Below are 18,443 nucleotides of genomic sequence, written 5' to 3' on the forward strand. Positions count from 1 at the left end.
TTTTAAAGAACCATCTCGATCGCGTTCTTGATAATGGCAAGATCATGATCCTGGGTGCGCCAGTTGGAGAATGCTGCACGGAAGCCGAACCGGCCACCATAAATTGTCGGCGTCAAAAAGACTTTGCCCGTGGCATTGATCCGGTCAAGCAAGGCACGATTGTCATCATCACTGCCAAGCGATGCGAACATTGTGACATTGAGCTTGGGCTCGCGCAGTAATTCAAGCTTTTCATGGGACCGAACCCAGGCCGCAAGATCGGCTGCCTGATCACAGTTTGCGCGAACAATACTTGTCATACCCTCCCGTCCATAGGCCTTCATCGCCATCCAAAGCGGCAAGGCCCGAAAACGCCGGGAATTTTCGACCCCGCGATTGATATAGCTGTTGCCATCGGCCTTGGTATCAAGATAGGGCGCAAACGCCCGACAGCAGGTTTCAAGCACCGAAATATGACGGGTCAGGAAAATCCCGCAATCATAGGGCACATTTAGCCATTTATGCCCGTCTGATGTGATGGAATCCGCCCGTTCGATCCCGGCAAGAAAATGCGCCCGGCGATCATCAAGGGCCGCGAACAAACCAAATGCCGCATCCACATGCAACCAGGCCCCGAACGCCGCACAAAGATCGGCAATAGCATTCAGATTATCAAAATCGGTGGCATTAACCGTGCCGGCCGACGCGATCACGATTTTCCCGCGTGCATCGCTTGCCTCAAGCTTGGCCTTAAGGTCGACAAGATCGGTTTCTTCCGATCCCGGAAGGGTTGCGACCTTGGTGAAACTGTTCCGGCCAATGCCGGTAATCGACAGGTCCTTGACCATGCTGGCATGCGGGCTTGCAGCAAAAATTGCCAGATCAGGTAAGACGGACGCGCCATCGGCATCAACATTGACGCCAACGCGTTTACCACACCATTGACGGGCAGCAACCAGTCCCAAAAGGTTGGAAACCGTCGCGCCAGTGGTCAAGACACCGTCAAAACGATCACGGGGCAAGCCGCCGATATCGCACAGCCAGTTAATGACCTGTTCCTCAACCGCCGCATTGACCGATCCTTCGGGACCGGTAGCATTCTGATCAATTGCCGATGCCAGCCAGTCCCCGGCAAGCGCAGCAGGCGTTGTACCGCCGGTGACAAATCCAAGATATCTTGGTCCGATTGATGCGGCGAGCAGCGGCAGAATTTCTTCCTTGGCTGCCCGCAACGCATCAAGCGTGCCGCTTCCCTGCTCTGCCAAGGGGCGCGAGGGGTCAAAAGCAGAGAAATCGCGGCAGGTTACATCCATGTCATCCGCCCCCTGAACAAAGCCATGGGCAACATCACCGGTTTCAACCAGGATGCGGCCAAGCTTTTCAAGGTCTTCAAACATCAGATGACGTGCATCCGCAGTGGGGCTGACAGAGGCACGATTTGAAGTGCGGTTCATCTTTTCTCTCCTGAAAGGATGTGGGCGAAGTCTGCCCGGTCGATATTCGCCCCGGTCAGGATCAGGGCAACTTTCTTGCCGATATTCCGGTCGCGATCCGCAATCGCAGCCGCGAGTGGCACGGCACCGGCACCTTCGGCAAGGGTATGGCACGAACTGAAATAAAGGCGCATGGCATCAGCAATCTGATCATCATTGACCGCGACAATATCAGCGGCCCCCTTGGTGATGATTTCAATCACCTTGGCATCCGGGCTGCGGCAGGCGACACCATCGGCAAAGGTATCGGCAGTTGATGTCTGGATAACCTTACCGGCAAGAAATGACTGGCGCACAGCATCCGCGCCGGACGCCACAACACCGACGATCTCGGTCTCAAGACCAAGCGCATCCCGTGCCGTGATCAAGGAACAGATGCCCGACCCCATTCCGACCGGCACATAAACACGGTCGATATTCTTTACATCGTCAAAAAGCTCCAACCCGTAGGACGCAACACCGCGGACCAGTTCGGGGTGGAACGGCGGCACCATAAGCGCCCCTTCGTTAATCGCATAAGATTGCGCGAACTCGGCAGCGGCCTGAAAATCGTCACCATGCTCGATCACCTCGGCACCCCATGCACGCATGGCCGCGTTCTTTTCAACAGAGTTCCCGTGCGGCACCACAATCGTCGCAGCCATACCAAAACGACTGGCGGCATGGGCAAGACTTTGCCCGTGATTCCCGCGGGTCGCCGATACAATGCCGCGGTTGGGTTCCGAATGTTTGCCGATATGACGACAAAATGTCAGTCCCCCGCGAATTTTGAAGGCCCCAAGGCGCGTATGATTTTCATGTTTGACATACAGGGACAATCCCGTCGCACGATCAAGCAACGGCCACTGGATCGTCGGGGTTGGCGCGACATATTGATGCACAAAATCGGCCGCATCGCGCAACTCTGTCAAACTGAACATTATGATTGTACCCCTGCATTAAACAAATGAAGACAATTAATCAAAACAAACCAACCGGAACCGGACGGAGACACGATGGGAGCACGTGCCTCCGTCATACGCGGCGTGGCTAACCGCGTGGTGGCAACCCGATCCAGAACGGTTTTGACAGTTCTTCTTCAACATCCGCACGCGACAGACCGACATCCTTAAGCATATGATCATCAAGCAATTGTATCGCATGACGATCCCTAGCACGGGATTGCAAACGCGCAAGAAAGTCAACCGCAGAGATGACCACACCAGCCATCGCCGCACGCCAGGTCGCAGGTTTAACACCCTGCTTGCCCGTCACCATTGCGCGATCGCTGACATGAATGTCGGGAAGCTGGATTGTATCGTTACAATTTACCATTTCCATCTCCTATCGGTTAATTGTCTCGATATTGTTTTGTCATTGACATTGTCATAGTGTCAATTTAAACATTGTCACCATGACAATATGGCTCCCAAACATATCCGAGGCCGGCGGCCCTGTTTATCGACAGATCGCACAAGCCATTCGCGCAGCAGTTAAAGACGGCTCTTTGAAGCCGGGTGACCGACTGCCAACCCACCGTGACCTCGCCTATCATCTGGGCGTTACAGTCGGCACAATCACGCGGTCATATCGCGAAGCAGAACGATTGGGGCTTGTTGCCGGCGAAGTTGGGCGCGGGACTTATGTTCTTGATAACATTCAGTCCGAACTGGATATGGCGGCGACGGCACCGATCCCGCTTGCCTTTACCAATAATCTGGCCCAGATGGGCCGCAGGCCGGTCTTTGTGCATGGCGCGTCAGAAGATGACAGCGAAGATACCGGGCCGATCAATTTCCGCATGAATTGCCCCCTGCCCCCACAGGAAGGTCACATTCGCCAGACATTACTGGAAATCGCCAGCACCATGCCGATTGACGATATGGTGTCCTATAAATCGGAATACGGGGTTTCCCATCAACGCGAAGCCCTTGCACATGCTGCTGGTCGCGTCGGACTTGATGATAATCCCGAACGTGTTTTGCCAACGGCGGGCGTGCAACACGGCATGACAGTGTCGCTTTTGGCAACTGTTCGTCCCGGCGATCTTGTTCTGTGTGAAGAACTGACCTATCCCAATCTGCGCAGCCTTGCCAATTTGTTGCAATTCCGTCTGCGGGGCGTTGCCATGGATGATCAGGGAATCATCCCCGAAGCCCTTGAAAATATCTGTCGCACACAAAGCCCGCGTGCCATCTACCTGATGCCGACCCTGCACAATCCGCTTTGCAGCACCATGGATCAGCAACGCCGCATCGAGATTGCCGAAATCCTGCGCAAATATGATCTGACCCTGATTGAAGACGGCATTTATCATTTCCTTGACCCGGACGCCCCGCCACCATTGTCGTGTTTCGCACCGGAACGCAGCATCTATCTGGATGGTGTATCCAAAAGCATCGGTGGCGGCTTGCGCGTTGGCTATATCCATGCGCCGGGCGAAATGATTGGTAAACTGGCCAGTGCCATTCGATCCACCTGCTGGATGGTATCGACCATCAATCTGGAACTTGTCACACGCATGATCATGGATGGCAGCCTTGGCCAGTACGAGGCATGGCACCGTGACGAAGCCGCCCAACGCCTTGCCGTCATTCTTGGCACACTTAAGGGCTATGATGTCCGGTTCCATCCGACCAACTATCACCTGTGGCTTGAACTGCCTGATCACATCGATCCGGCCGAACTGGTCATGAATGCCGCCAATAGCGGGGTTCTTTTAACAGCCGCACAGCAGTTTTCGGTCGGCCCGGTGCCGCGCGGCTTGCGACTCTGTTTTGGGGCGGAACGTTCGACTGAGCGGTTGCGTCGCGGGGTTCAAATCGTTGATCGCCTTCTGAAAGGCAGCGAATTTGGCAATGCAGCAGTGATCTGACAATACAGTCACCGACAGGGCAGATCACCCGAAGGCCAAGGCAGGAAATCGATTTCCTGTCGGCATTTCAATAATTTCCGCAAGCAACGCTTGACCGCGTGATTGCGTTGCTTCCAAGATATGCTGCGGGGCGCAAAATCCCCGATGAATTGTTATCTTGGGCAGCAGAAAGTCAGCAAATGCCAGTTTCCCGCCTTGACGCAGAAGATTGCGGTTTTCCGCATTTCCGTATTCGCAGCCCTCATAAAGACCAACAGCCGAAAATTTTCGATTTCTCGTCGCATTATCGCGCCGCCGAGGCCCTTAAATTCGGGCTTTCGATGTCCGAACCGGGTTTCAACATCTTTGTTCTTGGCCTGGATCGCGCCGGGCGCATGACGGCGACACTTGATTATCTGAACAAGGCAATGGAAGAACGTTCAGCCCCCGATGACTGGGTTTATCTGAACAATTTCTCGCGCACCAACCGGCCGCGCCCCTATGCCCTGCCCGCTGGCGAAGGCCGCAAGCTTTTATCTGCGATGGAAACCCTGATTTCCCATCTGCGCGAAGCTTTCGTTTCGGCCTTTAACGCGCCGGCCCACCTGACCGAAACCCAGACCCAGACCGAAGAAGCACGCACCCAGTTGCGCGAAAAGTTTGATGCCCTTCGCGAATATGCCCGCGAACGCGGTCTGGACGTTCAGGAAAATGAAAAAGGCGTGATGATTGTCGCGCTGAACGAAGAAGGCGAACCGGTTTCCCTTGATGAAATCCCCAAGGAACGCCGTAACGAAGCAGAAGACGCCTTTGAAGAAGTCGCCGAAGAAGCCCGTAAAACCCTTCTGTCGACCCGCGACCTTGAAGAACAGATTGCCGATACCCTTGATAGTCTGCGCCGCGGTGCTGCCAAGGTTGTCCTGAAACCGCGCATCAAGAAACTGCGCGACAAATTCACAAGCCCGGGCCTTAAGGCATGGTTCGAGGCGCTTGAAAAGGACATCCTTGATAATATCGATGCGTTCGAGGAAGCCAGCGATCAGCCCGCCATCGAAAGCGGCGACGGCAAAATCCCGGAAACCGTTGATGATCGTTATGCCGTCAATCTTTTGATTGATCATTCACGTGACAAGCATCCCGATGTCGTTCTGGAACCAAGCCCCAGCTATGACAATCTTTTCGGGCAAATTCAGTACCGCCCGATGGGGGGCGGCATGCATCCGCATTTCAGCCTGATCAAGCCGGGTGCGCTTCATCGCGCCAATGGCGGGGTTCTGGTTCTGCGTGCGGAAAGCCTGCTTGAACATGAAGAATGCTGGGGTTTCCTGAAGGCAGCCCTGCGCGACCGTGAAATCCGTATTGAAGAAACCCACAAGGGCGGCGCACCGACGGCTGGCGCGCCGGAACCGCGTCCGATCCCGCTTGATCTTAAGGTCGTGATCGTTGGCGCGCCGAAATTCTATTACACCTTCTTCTCGCTGGATGTGGATTTCAGAAACCATTTCCGCGTCAAGGCTGACATTGATGCCGATATGCCTGCCGCCGGTCGCAATATTTCGATCTATACCGGCCTTCTGCGTGAATCAGCCCTCGCACGGTCCGGTATTCCGGTTGATAACGGTGCGATCCGGCAACTTCTTGGACAGGCCGCACGCTGGGCTGGTGAACGCGACAAACTGACTGCCCAGATCGAACGGGTCGAAGATGTCGCGATCGAGGCCAGCGCCCTTGCCAAATCCGATGGCCGCGAAAGCATCCGGGCGGCCGATGTCAGGCGTGCGATTGAAGAACGCCGTCATCGCAATTCACGCCTTGAAGACAAATCGCATGAACGGGTTCAACGCCGCGAAATCCTGATTGATAGCTATGGCGCGGTTGTCGGTCAGGTCAATGCGTTGACCGTGCTTGACTACGGCGATCATGCATTTGGCCTTCCGGCACGCGTTTCGGCACGGTCCTATGTCGGAAGCCTAGGGGTTTTGAACATCGAACGCATGGTCGATATGTCAGGCCCGCTGCAACAAAAGTCGGTCATGACGATTGAAGGATTCCTGAAATCACGCTTTGCCCAGGACTTCCCGCTTTCATTTGCCTGCAACGTCACGTTTGAACAGAACTATGGCGGGATCGAAGGGGATTCAGCATCGATGGCGGAACTTTGCGCCATCATATCGGCGATTTCAAACATCCCGATGCGCCAGAATATTGGCATTACCGGATCAATGAACCAGTTTGGCGAAGCCCAGCCGGTTGGCGGTGTTTCGCACAAGATCGAAGGGTTCTATCGCATTTGCGCAGATCAGGGCTTTACCGGTGATCAGGGCGTTATCATCCCGCAAGCCAACGCCGAAAACGTTGTCCTGCGCGAAGAAGTCGTTCAGGCCATCCGCCAGGGTAAGTTCAACATCTGGACAGTTGAACATATCAATGACGCGATTGAGCTTTTGACCGGCATGCCGTCTGGCGACCGCGCTGACACCCAATACCCGCCCGAAAGCGTCTATGGCAAAGCCATGGAACGGTTGCGCCGAAACGACCAGATTTTGCGCGACCGTTATGCTTATCCGCCGCGCGCGGAGATGTAAGAATGACAAGACCACCCCAAGACAATCCGGACTACTCGGCATCGTTGCCGCGCAAAGTCGGTATGTCTGCTTTTCGGGGTGGTCTTTCTTTTTTGACAGGTTTTGTAGTTTCGCTATCAATCAGTCTGGCGATAACCGGCACGGCCCAGGCACAAGCAGCGGGAAGCACAGCTATCCCGACCGGCGTTGATATCATCCCGACCGATCTTCCTGCGCACGCATCCGAGCCGGTTTCATCAAACCGCCCACGCAGTCTTCTTCCCGGCACGATCCCGATAGATGACACAATCGAAGGTGACGACGAACTGCCGTCGCTGGCGACACAGTATTATCAAACTCTGACAGGATCGGTTCCGAAAGCGGCCCAGCGCAAGGCACCGGCCGCAGTAAAGCCTGCAGCTCCCCAAAAGCTGCCAGCCCCGCCCACTTCCGAGATATCAACGAAGAACGCAGCCACAGTTGCCCGGACAGAAACGGCAACATATATGCCCGCAACACTGCCCGCTGATCCAGATGGCAAATATCTGATCCAGCTTGGCGCATTTCACGACACCATCACGGCCGAAAGCTATTGGGCGAGTTTTATGGTGCGATACCCCGATCTTTCCAAATCCCATGACAAACAAATCGTCGCTGCCGATTTGGGGACCAAGGGGATTTTCCATCGGTTGCAGTTAACCGGGTTTGGCGATTTCGAATCCGCCAAACAACAATGCCGCCGGCTTAAAACCGACGGCACCGATTGCTTCGCAACCCATCACTAGGTCCAACGCATGCCCGTTCGGGCCGCAATGATCAGCTTCCCGAAGACAGCATCACGATCTTGTCGACGATCAATGTCGTTGCTTCTGTGCAGGTCGTCATCAGGGCGGTGTGACCGGTAACGCGCACCTTGTCGCCCGGACGGAATCGGCTTGCCTTGTTGGCCAGTGCATAAAGGGTTCCATCCTCTGCGCGGAAGGTCACGCATTCCCTGCCCTGATCGGTAATTTCACCGGCAACCGTAAAGTTATCCTTTTGCAGAACCGAACAGGCCGATAGCGCAACAGCAACGCCCAACACCGCAATTTTCCCAGCAATCCCAACCATCAACCGGTTTTTCATCGGTCGTTCTCCTGTGCGTGAACGTTTTGTTTGGACACGAATTCTTTCGTATCGCGTTAAGGTTCTTGTAACGCCATCAACGATACAACGGTAGCTACCTTTTAATGGTTACAACATCCAATGTCATTGATTACAAGACAGCCCATGGAAAAGACGCAGATAGAATTGCTCATGGAACTTGCCGCTGATTTTCAGCAGCAAACGGCCATTAACAATCGCGCCAGCGAGCAAACCGAACAACGTAATGCTCTGTCTACCCTGGTTGATCTTGCACGTGACATGCAAAACCGCCTTGATCAACAGCAAAACAGAATCCGCCAACTCGAATTAATGGTCGAGACCGACGAACTTACCGGTCTTTACAATCGCCGTGGTTTCATGCGCCGCACCCGCGAAGCATTGGCCCGTGCGGGACGTACCGGCGAACGCGGATTGATGGTGATTGCCGATCTTGACGGTTTTAAGGAAATAAATGACCAGCACGGCCATGCGGCCGGTGACGCGGTGCTTCGGCATTTCGGTCAAAACTTGCGCACCCATACACGATCCGACGATTATGTCGCCCGATTTGGCGGTGACGAGTTTGCAATTCTCATGACCGGCAGCAGCCCGGATGCCGCACAAAAACGCATCAATCAGCTTAAACAGGCCACAGCGCGCTTCCCGTTGATCTGGCAAGGCACACCTCTCGCGATCAGGGCAAGCTTTGGCTATACGGTTTACGATGCCAAAAGCGATATTTCCGATCTGATTCGTGTCGCCGACCATGACATGTATGGCCAAAAACATGCATCGCGCAGCAAACCGGAAGCGGGCGAAGAAGGCTCTGACGCGGCCTGATATTGCCGCATGATTTTTCCTGAAATTCCGATATGCAATCGCCTGATCCGGAATCGCCCGTTTCGAATCCTGACCGCGCATCTGCGTCAATCGCTTGCCGCGTCGGTTAAAATCGCTGCAGCATTTTCACTTTGGGCAAATGATCAGGCCGCACATGTCGCAATATTCAAACATGCGCATGTTGCGTGAAATATTGAATTCGAAAGGCATCGCGGCCCTTATTGTATCTTTTAAAGGTTAAACAACAACCTACTGACATTGTTCAGTTTTGTGTCAGCAACCTTTGGCAAATTCCCCTTCGACAACAGTCAGACAATTTTACTGTCGGGGGACGACATGTTTTTCATTACAGACGAAGATTTGCGTGAATTGCGCTCGATGGGAAGCGCGCTTTTAACCATTACGAAAAAAGACGCAAGTCCGACACTTGCCAATTCAGTAACGTCACTTATTCAGCACACACGATCCTTGCAGAACAAACTGGATCATCAACGTTCCCGCATTGATCAGCTTGAAAAGCTGGTCGAGGCTGATGAACTTACAGGTGCCTATAACCGGCGGGGATTTCTGCGCCGGTTTCGTGAAACATTGGCACGATCAAAACGCACCGGACGTCATGGCATTCTGATCATTGCAGACATTAATGATCTTAAGAAAATAAACGACACTTTCGGGCACCAGCTTGGTGACGCCGCCATTTGCCACTTTGTAAAAGTGATGAAGTCTCATGTCCGTGCTGATGACTATGTAGCGCGCATTGGGGGCGATGAATTTGCCATTCTACTGTGCGAAGCAGACCAGGACAAGGCAAGCACCCGCGTTTCCGATCTTGAATTCGCCCTGAAATCCTTTCCGTTGATGGGGCGGCGTTTATCCATGAAACTGTCCGCAAGTTTTGGCTTTGCCCCTTTTGATGGCGACAGTGACCTGCAAAATCTTCTGAAGGCGGCAGACGAAGAAATGTATCAGAACAAGGCACGCCAAAAGCCCGCCTTAAAGCTGGTCTCGGACGTCGTTTAAGCCCCGGAAATTGCCAATTTGAACAGCCGCGGAAACCTTGATTGGCATTCGCGCTGTTTTTTTTGGCTTATCCAGTGCAAATCCTTCATTTCCTTAGTAAGATCGCCATCTAATAAAGGCGGTAAATACTGCCACAAATTCAGATCAGGCGGCTTTTGATGACGGTTCACGAATGACAGACAGCATAGGCTATTCTGCGGAAACAAATGATCAGGACCTTTTGGCTGCTATGGCATTCTGCTGGGCAGACATGCTTCTGGAGGTCGACGAGAACGGTTATATCCTGTTTGTCGCAGGCGCAACTGAAAGCCTTTTGGGATGCGCACCGGATCGTCTGATTGGCGAAGCCCTTGAAAAACTTGTCGTAAAATCTGAACGCCCGTTGCTGCGCGCATATCTGCACACCAGCAACGGACTGAAACGCCTTGAAGAACTCGATCTCGATTTTCAACTGTGCGAATCTGATGACAGCCCGCTAAAGGACGCAGTACCACTTTCACTTAGCGGCTATGTAATCGCCGATCCGTCGAGCCGCTATTATATCGCGGCACGCCATCGCGCCATTCGCCCACGTGCCAGATCGGGCATTGACCGGATCATTCTGCAAAATGCCGTCATTCAGCAAAATCAGAAGGCAGAAACACGTCAAAGCAAGTTGCTGAACACCAAAGAGGTCACTTGCTATCACAGTGAAGCATTGGTCGTTCTCGAAAACCTTGCCGCGTCACGTTCACAGGCCGAAACCGCCGCGACCAACGAATTGGCACGCCTGATCGGCATTGGTGCCAAGCGTCTGTCATCGTTTAGCGCATCAGACATTCTGAGTTCTGGCAGATCGACCCAAATCCATCCGGTTGATGAACCGATGATCGAGCTGGAACGACGCATTGTGGCCTATGCCAGTGCCCTGCGGGCAGAACTTGAAGATCCGATCAAGGATGAAATTCTGTCTGACCCTGCCCCGCTTGGTCACGAGGGTCTGGCGTCACTGACCAATAGTGCCAACACGCTGCCCAAGAAAGCAGATCAAAAGGAAAACTGCGATCCGTTTGGACGCGATTACGACATTGCCCGCAAAATCCATCATTTCGATGCGGATAATGACGAAAACGACCGTGACACCAACCTCACCCGTGCTGTTGCCTATGCGCTGAACCGTATGCAGCGCAAAGCCCAGAACGAAGTTACTGCTGCCAGATTGTCTGCCAGCCTGCCGCACCTGATCAACGAGACATTGAAGTCCGTTCGGGCCTTTCGTGAAATTGTCGAAAACGGCTCGTTCGCGGTTGCCCTGCAACCGATCGTTCATTTGCGCAGTCAGGAAATGCACCATTTCGAAGCTTTGGCACGCTTTAATATCGGTGACAGTCCGCTTGCGGTTGATCAGATCATTCACTTTGCCGAGGGGACAGGCCTGATTACCGAGTTTGACCTGGCAATGTGTGAAAAGGTTCTCGATCATTTGCGCGACAATGCGCAAAGCATCCCTCACCCTGTTGCGGTCAACCTTTCGGGGCATTCGCTTGAACAGGCGGACTTCCTTCCCGCACTTGCCAGATTGCTGGATCGCTATGACATCGCGCCGCATCGCATTCTGTTTGAAGTAACGGAAACATCGCGCATTCGTGCACTTGATGACGTCAACAAAGGATTGCAGGTGCTTCGTGAACGCGGGCATGAAATCTGCCTGGATGATTTCGGCGCAGGTGCCGCCAATTTCGAATATCTAAGCGCCCTTGATGTCGACATTATCAAGTTTGACGGCGGTGCCATGCGCACTGCCCTTGCCACACAAAAGGGGCGCGCATTCCTGAAGGCGACGGCCCTACTTTGTAATGACCTTGGTATCCATACCATTGCTGAAATGATTCACGATCAGGCCAGCTATGAAATGGTGCGCGATCTGGGAATTGATTTCGGCCAAGGATATCACCTTGGTCCACCTGTTACGATCAGCAGTGCAGAATGCTTTGATAAATTGAATTCCGGCATTTCAAATGTCGGCGCGGAAGAGACGGACACTATCGTCTCGACCGCCACAGGAGGAAGCCTATGACGCCCCACCATCCTGTTGGAGCAAAGGATCACGATTTGAATTCATCAGATGATCTGACCAACTATGATGCAGATGTTTTCGCCCTTGACCCCAAGGTCATGGCACAGGCCGAAGCACCAGTCATCGTCATGGACTCGCATGGCGTGCCGCTATTTGCCAACAAGAATGCAATCGGCTTTGCACGTGGCATCCGCGAAGGCCTTTTCCCCGAAATTTATCAACTGATCCGTCGCACACTGTCCACACCGGGCGGTGTCGTTGAAATGATGACCTTTGAAGTTCAGCGCGGAACCGCAACGCTTGAACTGACGGCCCTGCCGACGGCAAATAATCAGGTCATGATCCTGCCACGCGATGTCAGTATGGATCGCAACCTGCGCGAAGCCCTGATTGATTCGCGTCAGCGTTATCGTGATATCGTAGAAGTTTCATCGGCCTTTGCCTGGGAAACCGATGAAAGTGGCAAGTTCGTCTTTGTTTCACCGCGCGGTGCACTGGGATATCGCGCCGATGACATTGTCGGGCGCTTCCCGCACAACTTCCTGCTTGATACTGCCGATCAGGACAGTGAACACGTATTCCGCAGCCAAACGGCAGTACGTGATGTCCCCGTCTGGTTCCGGCGTTCCAATGGCAAGGATGCCTGTCTTTCAGTGTCTTCCACGCCGGTTTATTCGCGCGATGGCCGCTGGATCGGCACACGCGGACTGGCCCATGACATTACCGAACAGCGCCGACGCGAAAGCGAAGTTGCAACCGCCCGAAACCGTGACCGCCTGATGACCTATATCGTGCGGACCATGCGTGATGAAATTGATCCGCTTCTGGTCTTAAAGGGCGCATCCGAGGCCAGCACACGTGCCCTTGCCTGTTCAAACTGCGTGATATTCAAACGCAACGATGAAACAGACGCGCTGGAAATTGCTGCCGGTGATGACAGCACAGATACCAGCAACATCGCGCAGCAGGCTTTGGGGCAGCTTCAAAATGCCGGTGATACCTTTGACGCCCATATTGGTGATTACCGGATCGTCGCGTTGCGATGCCATTATCACCAGCGCAACAATGGTGCAGTGATCTTTATGTTTTCGGCGGACCATCCGGAACCGACAGATGGCGAACGCGCCATCATGACCGAAGTTGCCGATCAGGTCGGGATCGCCATCGAACAGGCGATCCAGCATGAACGCATCCTGACCTTGTCGCGGACAGATGGCATGACCGGCCTTCTGAACCGTCGCGCCTTCTTTGACGAACTCAAACGTCGTCACAGCAGGCTGCAGCGCGAACGTGATCCGGCGGCATTGATGTATGTCGATATGGACAATTTCAAAATGGTCAACGACATCCATGGGCATCAAACAGGTGACGAAGCCATTCTGGCCCTGACACGGGTCCTTCAGGACAATGTGCGCCCGGCGGACCTGATTGCGCGTCTGGGGGGTGACGAGTTTGTCTTGTGGCTTGAAGGGGCCGATGTTGTTGCCGCGTCCGGACGTGCCCGCCTGCTGATGAAAGAAAGCGCGGTGCTTGGTCAATATTCCGGTGACAAAGACCATCCACTGGGCATATCAGTTGGTATCGCAGTTCATGAACCGGGCTCAAAAGAAAGCCTGGAACAACTTGTGCAGCGCGCAGATCAGACCATGTATCAGGTCAAGAAACGGGGTAAGGGTCGCTTTGGCATCGCAGGCGCCCCCGGATCAGACGCACCGGCAAAGATCGAAGATTAGGAGGAATGCCCGATGAAGGGATTTTTACAGCGGGTATTCACCAAACGGCGCGAAACCCCGATTACCTATGACGAAGCCAAGGAAATGGCGGCAAGCCCGGATGCAAATGTCCGTGGTGTATTGGCGCAACGCCATGATACCCGCCCGGAAATTCTGTATTACCTTGCTTCGGACAATGATTCTTCGGTTCGCCGTCATATCGCAGCTAACGAAGCAACCCCGGTTCAGGCCGACGTTCTTCTGACCGATGACGTGGATGACAGTGTGCGCGGCAGCCTTGCCGAAAAGATTGCGCACCTGTCGGCTGGTCTGACGGCAAATGAAACCGATAAACTGCGGCGCATGACTTATGACGCGCTTGATAAACTCGCACGCGATCAGGCCGTTCATGTCCGGCAAGTCATTTCCGAGACTCTTAAAGACATCGCAGATGCGCCGCAGCCGATCATTCAGCAATTGGCACGCGATACCGAAAGTGTGGTTTGTGGTCCGGTTCTTCAATATTCACCGGTCCTGACCGAAGATGACCTGCTTGAAATCATCGAAGGCACTTCGGGGCGCGGCACGCTCAGCTTTGTGTCGCGTCGTCGCAATGTCGGTGAAAAGCTGGCAGATGCAATTGCCGCCAGCAGCGACAAGGATGCGATTTCGCATCTCCTTGGCAACAAATCCGCGCAAATTCGCGAAGAAACCCTGGATCAGCTTATTGATCGTGCGCCGGATTATCCGGAATGGCATCAGCCTCTGGTGGATCGCCCGACCCTGCCGCCGACTGCGGCCGGTAAACTGGCACGCTTTGTCGCCGAAAACCTGATCAGTGTTCTTGAACGCCGCAAGGATTTGAAAAAAGATCAGCTTGATGCTGTCCGCGAGGTTGTTCAGCGACGCATTTCGTCAGGTGAGTTTGAAAAACGCGAAGACGCGGCTCAGAACGCACCGAGCCTCAAAAATGCAAAAGCCGACAAAGCACAGCCAGCCGCAAAGGGCGGTGCGACGGCAGCCGAACCGGCAGAAGGCGACGAAGAGGAACCCGCCTTTGAAAAGGCACTGGCCCTGCACGCCAAGAAAAAGCTTACCGACAAGGAAGTGGCCAAGGCATTGGCTGCCAATGATGTGAAATTCGCCCGTGCGGCCCTTGCTGTACTGGCCGGAATTTCGCCCGAAGCCGTGACCAAGGTTCTGAACACCCATTCGGCCAAGGGCGTGGTTTCACTGGCCTGGAAAGCCGGACTGCCCGCCGATCTTGCGGTAAAAATTCAGGTTAAGCTCGGCCATGTACCACCAAGCCAGACCCTTAATCCGCGTGGCGGCAATCAATACCCGCTTAGCGAAGATGACATGAACTGGCAGCTGGAATTCTTTACCGGCATGGCAACGACCGGTCTGCGCTAAGCCTTCTACGTACCTTTGTCATCTCATGAATTTGCCCGGCTTTATGCCGGGCGTTCCATGCTGATATGCGCAATACCGTCTTCTTCGTATTCATCGCCAAATTGAATAAATCCAAGCCCTTGGTAAAAGGTCTTGAGGTAAAGCTGCGCATTCAGATAGATCGGCTTTCCGGCGAATTCCTGTCCGCAGATATCAATTGCCCGCACCATCATTTCGCGCCCGATACCCTGCCCGCGCAGACGCGCACTGGTTACCACCCGTCCGATTGCCGGACGATCACCTTGTTCGACGTGATCGGGATCAACACCCGGCGCAACAATACGCACGGCGGCAAGAACTTCGCGCCCGTTGCTGCCCTTATCAATTGCCAGCAAATGCAGGCACGATGGATCAAGCCCATCAATCTCGGGGAAAATACATTCCTGTTCGATGATGAAAATCTGTTGGCGCAATTTCAAAAGACTGTGGACCTGATGGGGCGTCATTTCATCGAAACGGCAAAACTGCCATTCCAGATCACAAGAAGGTTCAGACATTCAAAGGGACTTTCACAAAGGTGGTCAGGCGCTGTAACACCAGTGGTGGCTGGCGGGTGTTTAAGGTGCTGTCTTTTCAATGAAATAGATGAAAACACCCTCTTCCTGCGATGACGAAATCAAACGGTTTCCGGTCATCTCGCAAAAAGATTTCATATCGGCAACAGATCCCGGATCAGTAGCAAGAACCTTAAGGACACCGCCGTCTGGCACATCGCGCAGCGATTTTTTGGCACGCAGCACCGGCATCGGGCAAATCAAACCCTGTGCGTCGAGAAGGATATCAAATTCATCACTTGAAGATAACGACATGAACAACCTTATAAAAAAATCGGAATTCCGTCTGATATAGCGGCAATTGGCGATTGTTGCATTTGCACAATATGTTAGACTGAATAATAACAATCAATCAAACGCTGTTAGCCTGCCCGCAATGCAAATCTATCTCCCTATTGCCGAAATATCGGTAAATATTTTTCTGATTTTGGGTCTGGGCGGCGGAGTGGGCTTTTTGTCTGGTCTGTTCGGCGTTGGTGGCGGGTTCCTGATTACCCCGCTTTTGATTTTTTATGGTATTCCCCCTGCTGTTTCGGTTGCTACGGCTGCAAACCAGATTGTTGCGTCGTCGGTGTCGGGTGTTTTCGCCCATTGGCGTCGTGGCAATGTCGATCTGAAGATGGGCCTTGTTCTGTTGGCTGGCGGTATCGTCGGGTCAACTGTTGGCGTCTGGCTTTTCGCCTGGCTGCGATCCTTGGGGCAAATCGATCTCGTCATTTCGCTTTGCTATGTCATTTTCCTTGGCATCATTGGCGGCATGATGCTGCTTGAAGCAACCCGGGCCATTTTCCGCACGCGTCGCAAAGGCGGATCGATCCGTCGATCCAAGAAACATCAACACAGCTTTATCCACGGCCTGCCCTTCAAGGTCCGCTTTTACCGTTCGGGTCTTTATATCAGCGCGCTTTTGCCGCTTGCTGTCGGGTTCTTTGTCGGCATGCTGACCGCCCTGATGGGGGTTGGTGGCGGATTTGTGATGGTCCCGGCAATGATTTACCTGCTGGGCATGCCAACCGGTGTGGTTATCGGCACGTCCCTTTTCCAGATCATCTTCGTCACGGCCAACGTCACCTTCCTGCAATCGGTGCAGACCCAGACTGTGGATGTCGCCCTTGCCATTCTGCTTTTGATTGGTGGTGTGATCGGTGCGCAGTTCGGTGCGCAATTCGGCGCACGCCTTAAGGCCGAACATCTTCGCGCCCTGCTTGGTTTGCTGGTACTTTCGGTTTGCCTGAAACTTCTGTTCGATCTGGTGATTGAACCCAGTGAACTTTATTCGATCATGCCGGGGAACCTGTGATGACAAGGTCGACACGGACCCTTGCTGTTCTTTGCGTGACAATGTTGGCATTGGTCACGACGACCGGCACCGCCAAACGTGCCAGCGCCGAACCGCTTGTTGTCGATCTTTCCAACCATCTGGTGGCGATCACGACCGGCTTTACCGGGACAGATGTTCTTCTGTTTGGTGCGGTTCAGCATGAAGGCGACATCATTGTAACGGTCCGCGGCCCGGATCAGGACATGGTTGTTCGTCGCAAGGAACGCAAAATTGGCATCTGGGTAAACAGTGAAAGCGCACGTTATAAAAATGTGCCCGCCTATTACGCCAGCGCGTCCAACCGCCCGATGGACATCATCGCGCCCAAAAGCATCCTGCAGGATTACCGTATCGGTCTGGAGCATCAGCGTTTTATTGCCATAAGCGACAATCCAGAGACCGATCAGAAGGTTTATCGTGATGCGCTGGTGCGCAACATGCAAAATGCCGGTCTTTTCAATGAACGGCCAGCCAAGATCAGCTTCCTTTCCAATCAGCTGTTTCGAACCGACATCCACTTCCCGGCCAACACCCCGACCGGCACTTACACGATCAATGTCTATCTGATCCAAAATGGTCGGATCGCCAGCGTCAAGACAACGCCATTGGTCGTTTCGAAAACCGGCGTCAGCGCCGAGGTATACGAATTTGCCCATCGCTATTCGGCACTTTACGGGATTGTCGCGGTGATCATCGCCGTGGTGGCAGGCTGGATTGCCAGTGTTGCGTTCCGCAAACGGTAAATCTGTTCCAAACCTTTCCGCATGACATTGATCGCCTGAAAAGAATGTGTTTCAGGCTTCATGACGACGCACATGCAGCATAGAAAATTTTGCACTCGCACATCATGAAACTTTCGCCATCATGTCAAAAACATCTTGGAAACAGGGCAGTATTTACGGCACACTTTGCAGGTTCGACTAATGTGTGGCCCCACCAATACGCACATCCGGTTCGACGCCAATTCACAATTCAGAGAACCCATATGTCGTCATTCGATGCTGATCAGGAACTTCGCGCCACGTCCAACCGTACATTTCTTGTTGTCATTGACGACAGCGATGAAATGACAAAGGCACTGCGTTATGCGTGCCGCCGCGCACAACATACCGGTGGTCGCGTTGCCCTGCTAAGCGTCATTGAACCCGCTGAATTCCAGCACTGGATGGCGGTTGGTGACCTGATGAAGGAAGAGGCCCGCGAAGAAGCCGAAGAACGCGTAAACGAACTGGCGGCCTATGTTCATGAACAAACCGGCTGCATGCCGTTGCTGTTCATCCGTGAAGGCCGCTTGAAGGACGAGTTGCTTAAACTTCTTGATGAGGAAGAACAGATTTCCATTCTTGTTCTTGCCGCCGGCACCACGTCCGAGGGCCCTGGCCCGCTGATCACAGCACTGACCAAAAGCGACACAGTCGGTCAGCTTCGCCTGCCACTGACCATCGTGCCTGCCGCCCTTTCCGAAGCAGATATTGACGCGCTGAGCTGATCAGC

General features: G+C 53.6%; 17 protein-coding genes. 11 read left to right on the forward strand and 6 right to left on the reverse strand.

What is annotated here, in order from left to right; all coding sequences use genetic code 11:
* Positions 1–2 precede the first annotated feature (2 nt).
* From TH19_RS12045 to TH19_RS12055, 3 genes are all read right to left on the reverse strand, one after another.
* Positions 3–1,433 carry a pyridoxal phosphate-dependent decarboxylase family protein gene (locus TH19_RS12045; RefSeq protein WP_114102600.1) on the reverse strand — a complete coding sequence of 477 codons (1,431 nt, stop codon included), beginning with the start codon at positions 1,431–1,433 and terminating at the stop codon, positions 3–5.
* A complete protein-coding gene (locus TH19_RS12050) occupies positions 1,430–2,392 on the reverse strand; it encodes a threonine dehydratase (protein ID WP_114102601.1) in 963 nt (320 codons plus the stop codon). The genes TH19_RS12045 and TH19_RS12050 overlap by 4 nt, the downstream gene beginning before the upstream one ends.
* A gap of 109 nt (positions 2,393–2,501) precedes the next feature.
* Entirely contained in the window at positions 2,502–2,786 is a 285-nt protein-coding gene (locus tag TH19_RS12055; RefSeq protein WP_114102732.1) for a DUF1127 domain-containing protein, read from the reverse strand.
* A gap of 79 nt (positions 2,787–2,865) precedes the next feature.
* Here TH19_RS12055 and TH19_RS12060 point away from each other — a divergent pair, with 79 nt between their 5' ends.
* The 3 genes from TH19_RS12060 (at position 2,866) to TH19_RS12070 (ending at position 7,654) form a co-directional block, all read left to right on the forward strand.
* Positions 2,866–4,326 (forward strand): aminotransferase-like domain-containing protein, encoded by a 1,461-nt coding sequence (locus tag TH19_RS12060; protein ID WP_114102602.1) that lies wholly within the window; start codon positions 2,866–2,868, stop codon positions 4,324–4,326.
* 179 nt (positions 4,327–4,505) lie between these two features.
* The gene (locus TH19_RS12065; protein WP_114102733.1) at positions 4,506–6,890 is read left to right on the forward strand and encodes a Lon protease family protein; all 2,385 of its coding nucleotides are present in this window, start codon (positions 4,506–4,508) and stop codon (positions 6,888–6,890) included.
* Positions 6,891–6,892: 2 nt separating this feature from the next.
* Positions 6,893–7,654: an SPOR domain-containing protein gene (locus TH19_RS12070; RefSeq protein ID WP_114102603.1), complete on the forward strand. Its 762-nt coding sequence runs from the start codon at positions 6,893–6,895 to the stop codon at positions 7,652–7,654.
* Positions 7,655–7,685: 31 nt separating this feature from the next.
* On the opposite strand, the gene TH19_RS12075 is transcribed toward TH19_RS12070, so the two are convergent.
* Positions 7,686–7,994, reverse strand: a complete 309-nt coding sequence (locus TH19_RS12075; RefSeq protein ID WP_114102604.1) for a DUF5818 domain-containing protein — start codon at positions 7,992–7,994, stop codon at positions 7,686–7,688.
* A gap of 144 nt (positions 7,995–8,138) precedes the next feature.
* Here TH19_RS12075 and TH19_RS12080 point away from each other — a divergent pair, with 144 nt between their 5' ends.
* The 5 genes from TH19_RS12080 (at position 8,139) to TH19_RS12105 (ending at position 15,035) form a co-directional block, all read left to right on the forward strand.
* On the forward strand, positions 8,139–8,834 hold the full coding sequence (locus tag TH19_RS12080) for a GGDEF domain-containing protein (protein WP_114102605.1): 696 nt from the start codon (positions 8,139–8,141) through the stop codon (positions 8,832–8,834).
* 336 nt (positions 8,835–9,170) lie between these two features.
* Entirely contained in the window at positions 9,171–9,854 is a 684-nt protein-coding gene (locus TH19_RS12090) for a GGDEF domain-containing protein (protein WP_147250759.1), read from the forward strand.
* Between the two features lie 172 nt (positions 9,855–10,026).
* Positions 10,027–11,910: an EAL domain-containing protein gene (locus TH19_RS12095; protein WP_114102608.1), complete on the forward strand. Its 1,884-nt coding sequence runs from the start codon at positions 10,027–10,029 to the stop codon at positions 11,908–11,910.
* 35 nt (positions 11,911–11,945) lie between these two features.
* Positions 11,946–13,643: a sensor domain-containing diguanylate cyclase gene (locus tag TH19_RS12100; protein ID WP_258547937.1), complete on the forward strand. Its 1,698-nt coding sequence runs from the start codon at positions 11,946–11,948 to the stop codon at positions 13,641–13,643.
* Between the two features lie 12 nt (positions 13,644–13,655).
* Positions 13,656–15,035, forward strand: coding sequence for a DUF2336 domain-containing protein (locus TH19_RS12105; RefSeq protein WP_114102610.1), 1,380 nt, complete (start codon positions 13,656–13,658; stop codon positions 15,033–15,035).
* 41 nt (positions 15,036–15,076) lie between these two features.
* On the opposite strand, the gene TH19_RS12110 is transcribed toward TH19_RS12105, so the two are convergent.
* Both TH19_RS12110 and TH19_RS12115 read right to left on the reverse strand, forming a co-directional pair.
* Positions 15,077–15,571: a GNAT family N-acetyltransferase gene (locus TH19_RS12110; RefSeq protein WP_114102611.1), complete on the reverse strand. Its 495-nt coding sequence runs from the start codon at positions 15,569–15,571 to the stop codon at positions 15,077–15,079.
* A gap of 60 nt (positions 15,572–15,631) precedes the next feature.
* On the reverse strand, positions 15,632–15,883 hold the full coding sequence (locus TH19_RS12115) for a sulfurtransferase TusA family protein (RefSeq protein ID WP_114102612.1): 252 nt from the start codon (positions 15,881–15,883) through the stop codon (positions 15,632–15,634).
* A gap of 121 nt (positions 15,884–16,004) precedes the next feature.
* Between TH19_RS12115 and TH19_RS12120 the strand changes: the two genes are divergently transcribed.
* From TH19_RS12120 to TH19_RS12130, 3 genes are all read left to right on the forward strand, one after another.
* The gene (locus tag TH19_RS12120; protein WP_114102734.1) at positions 16,005–16,928 is read left to right on the forward strand and encodes a sulfite exporter TauE/SafE family protein; all 924 of its coding nucleotides are present in this window, start codon (positions 16,005–16,007) and stop codon (positions 16,926–16,928) included.
* The gene (locus tag TH19_RS12125; protein WP_114102613.1) at positions 16,928–17,692 is read left to right on the forward strand and encodes a TIGR02186 family protein; all 765 of its coding nucleotides are present in this window, start codon (positions 16,928–16,930) and stop codon (positions 17,690–17,692) included. Before TH19_RS12120 ends, TH19_RS12125 begins: the two co-directional genes overlap by 1 nt.
* Positions 17,693–17,934: 242 nt before the next feature.
* Complete coding sequence (locus tag TH19_RS12130; RefSeq protein WP_114102614.1) at positions 17,935–18,438, forward strand: universal stress protein; 504 nt, start codon at positions 17,935–17,937, stop codon at positions 18,436–18,438.
* Positions 18,439–18,443: the final 5 nt, after the last annotated feature.

The sequence above is a fragment of the Thalassospira profundimaris genome (genome assembly GCF_003326675.1).
Classification (GTDB): domain Bacteria; phylum Pseudomonadota; class Alphaproteobacteria; order Rhodospirillales; family Thalassospiraceae; genus Thalassospira; species Thalassospira aquimaris.

What these genes read in the sequence shown, in the direction of transcription:
- TH19_RS12080 (WP_114102605.1), top strand. Translation starts at nt 8,139, where the DNA reads ATGGAAAAGACGCAGATAGAATTGCTCATGGAACTTGCCGCTGATTTT.
- TH19_RS12075 (WP_114102604.1), bottom strand. Translation starts at nt 7,994, where the DNA reads ATGAAAAACCGGTTGATGGTTGGGATTGCTGGGAAAATTGCGGTGTTG.
- TH19_RS12095 (WP_114102608.1), top strand. Translation starts at nt 10,027, where the DNA reads ATGACAGACAGCATAGGCTATTCTGCGGAAACAAATGATCAGGACCTT.
- TH19_RS12045 (WP_114102600.1), bottom strand. Translation starts at nt 1,433, where the DNA reads ATGAACCGCACTTCAAATCGTGCCTCTGTCAGCCCCACTGCGGATGCA.
- TH19_RS12115 (WP_114102612.1), bottom strand. Translation starts at nt 15,883, where the DNA reads ATGTCGTTATCTTCAAGTGATGAATTTGATATCCTTCTCGACGCACAG.
- TH19_RS12070 (WP_114102603.1), top strand. Translation starts at nt 6,893, where the DNA reads ATGACAAGACCACCCCAAGACAATCCGGACTACTCGGCATCGTTGCCG.
- TH19_RS12060 (WP_114102602.1), top strand. Translation starts at nt 2,866, where the DNA reads ATGACAATATGGCTCCCAAACATATCCGAGGCCGGCGGCCCTGTTTAT.
- TH19_RS12065 (WP_114102733.1), top strand. Translation starts at nt 4,506, where the DNA reads ATGCCAGTTTCCCGCCTTGACGCAGAAGATTGCGGTTTTCCGCATTTC.
- TH19_RS12120 (WP_114102734.1), top strand. Translation starts at nt 16,005, where the DNA reads ATGCAAATCTATCTCCCTATTGCCGAAATATCGGTAAATATTTTTCTG.
- TH19_RS12110 (WP_114102611.1), bottom strand. Translation starts at nt 15,571, where the DNA reads ATGTCTGAACCTTCTTGTGATCTGGAATGGCAGTTTTGCCGTTTCGAT.
- TH19_RS12055 (WP_114102732.1), bottom strand. Translation starts at nt 2,786, where the DNA reads ATGGTAAATTGTAACGATACAATCCAGCTTCCCGACATTCATGTCAGC.
- TH19_RS12130 (WP_114102614.1), top strand. Translation starts at nt 17,935, where the DNA reads ATGTCGTCATTCGATGCTGATCAGGAACTTCGCGCCACGTCCAACCGT.
- TH19_RS12105 (WP_114102610.1), top strand. Translation starts at nt 13,656, where the DNA reads ATGAAGGGATTTTTACAGCGGGTATTCACCAAACGGCGCGAAACCCCG.
- TH19_RS12125 (WP_114102613.1), top strand. Translation starts at nt 16,928, where the DNA reads ATGACAAGGTCGACACGGACCCTTGCTGTTCTTTGCGTGACAATGTTG.
- TH19_RS12050 (WP_114102601.1), bottom strand. Translation starts at nt 2,392, where the DNA reads ATGTTCAGTTTGACAGAGTTGCGCGATGCGGCCGATTTTGTGCATCAA.
- TH19_RS12090 (WP_147250759.1), top strand. Translation starts at nt 9,171, where the DNA reads ATGTTTTTCATTACAGACGAAGATTTGCGTGAATTGCGCTCGATGGGA.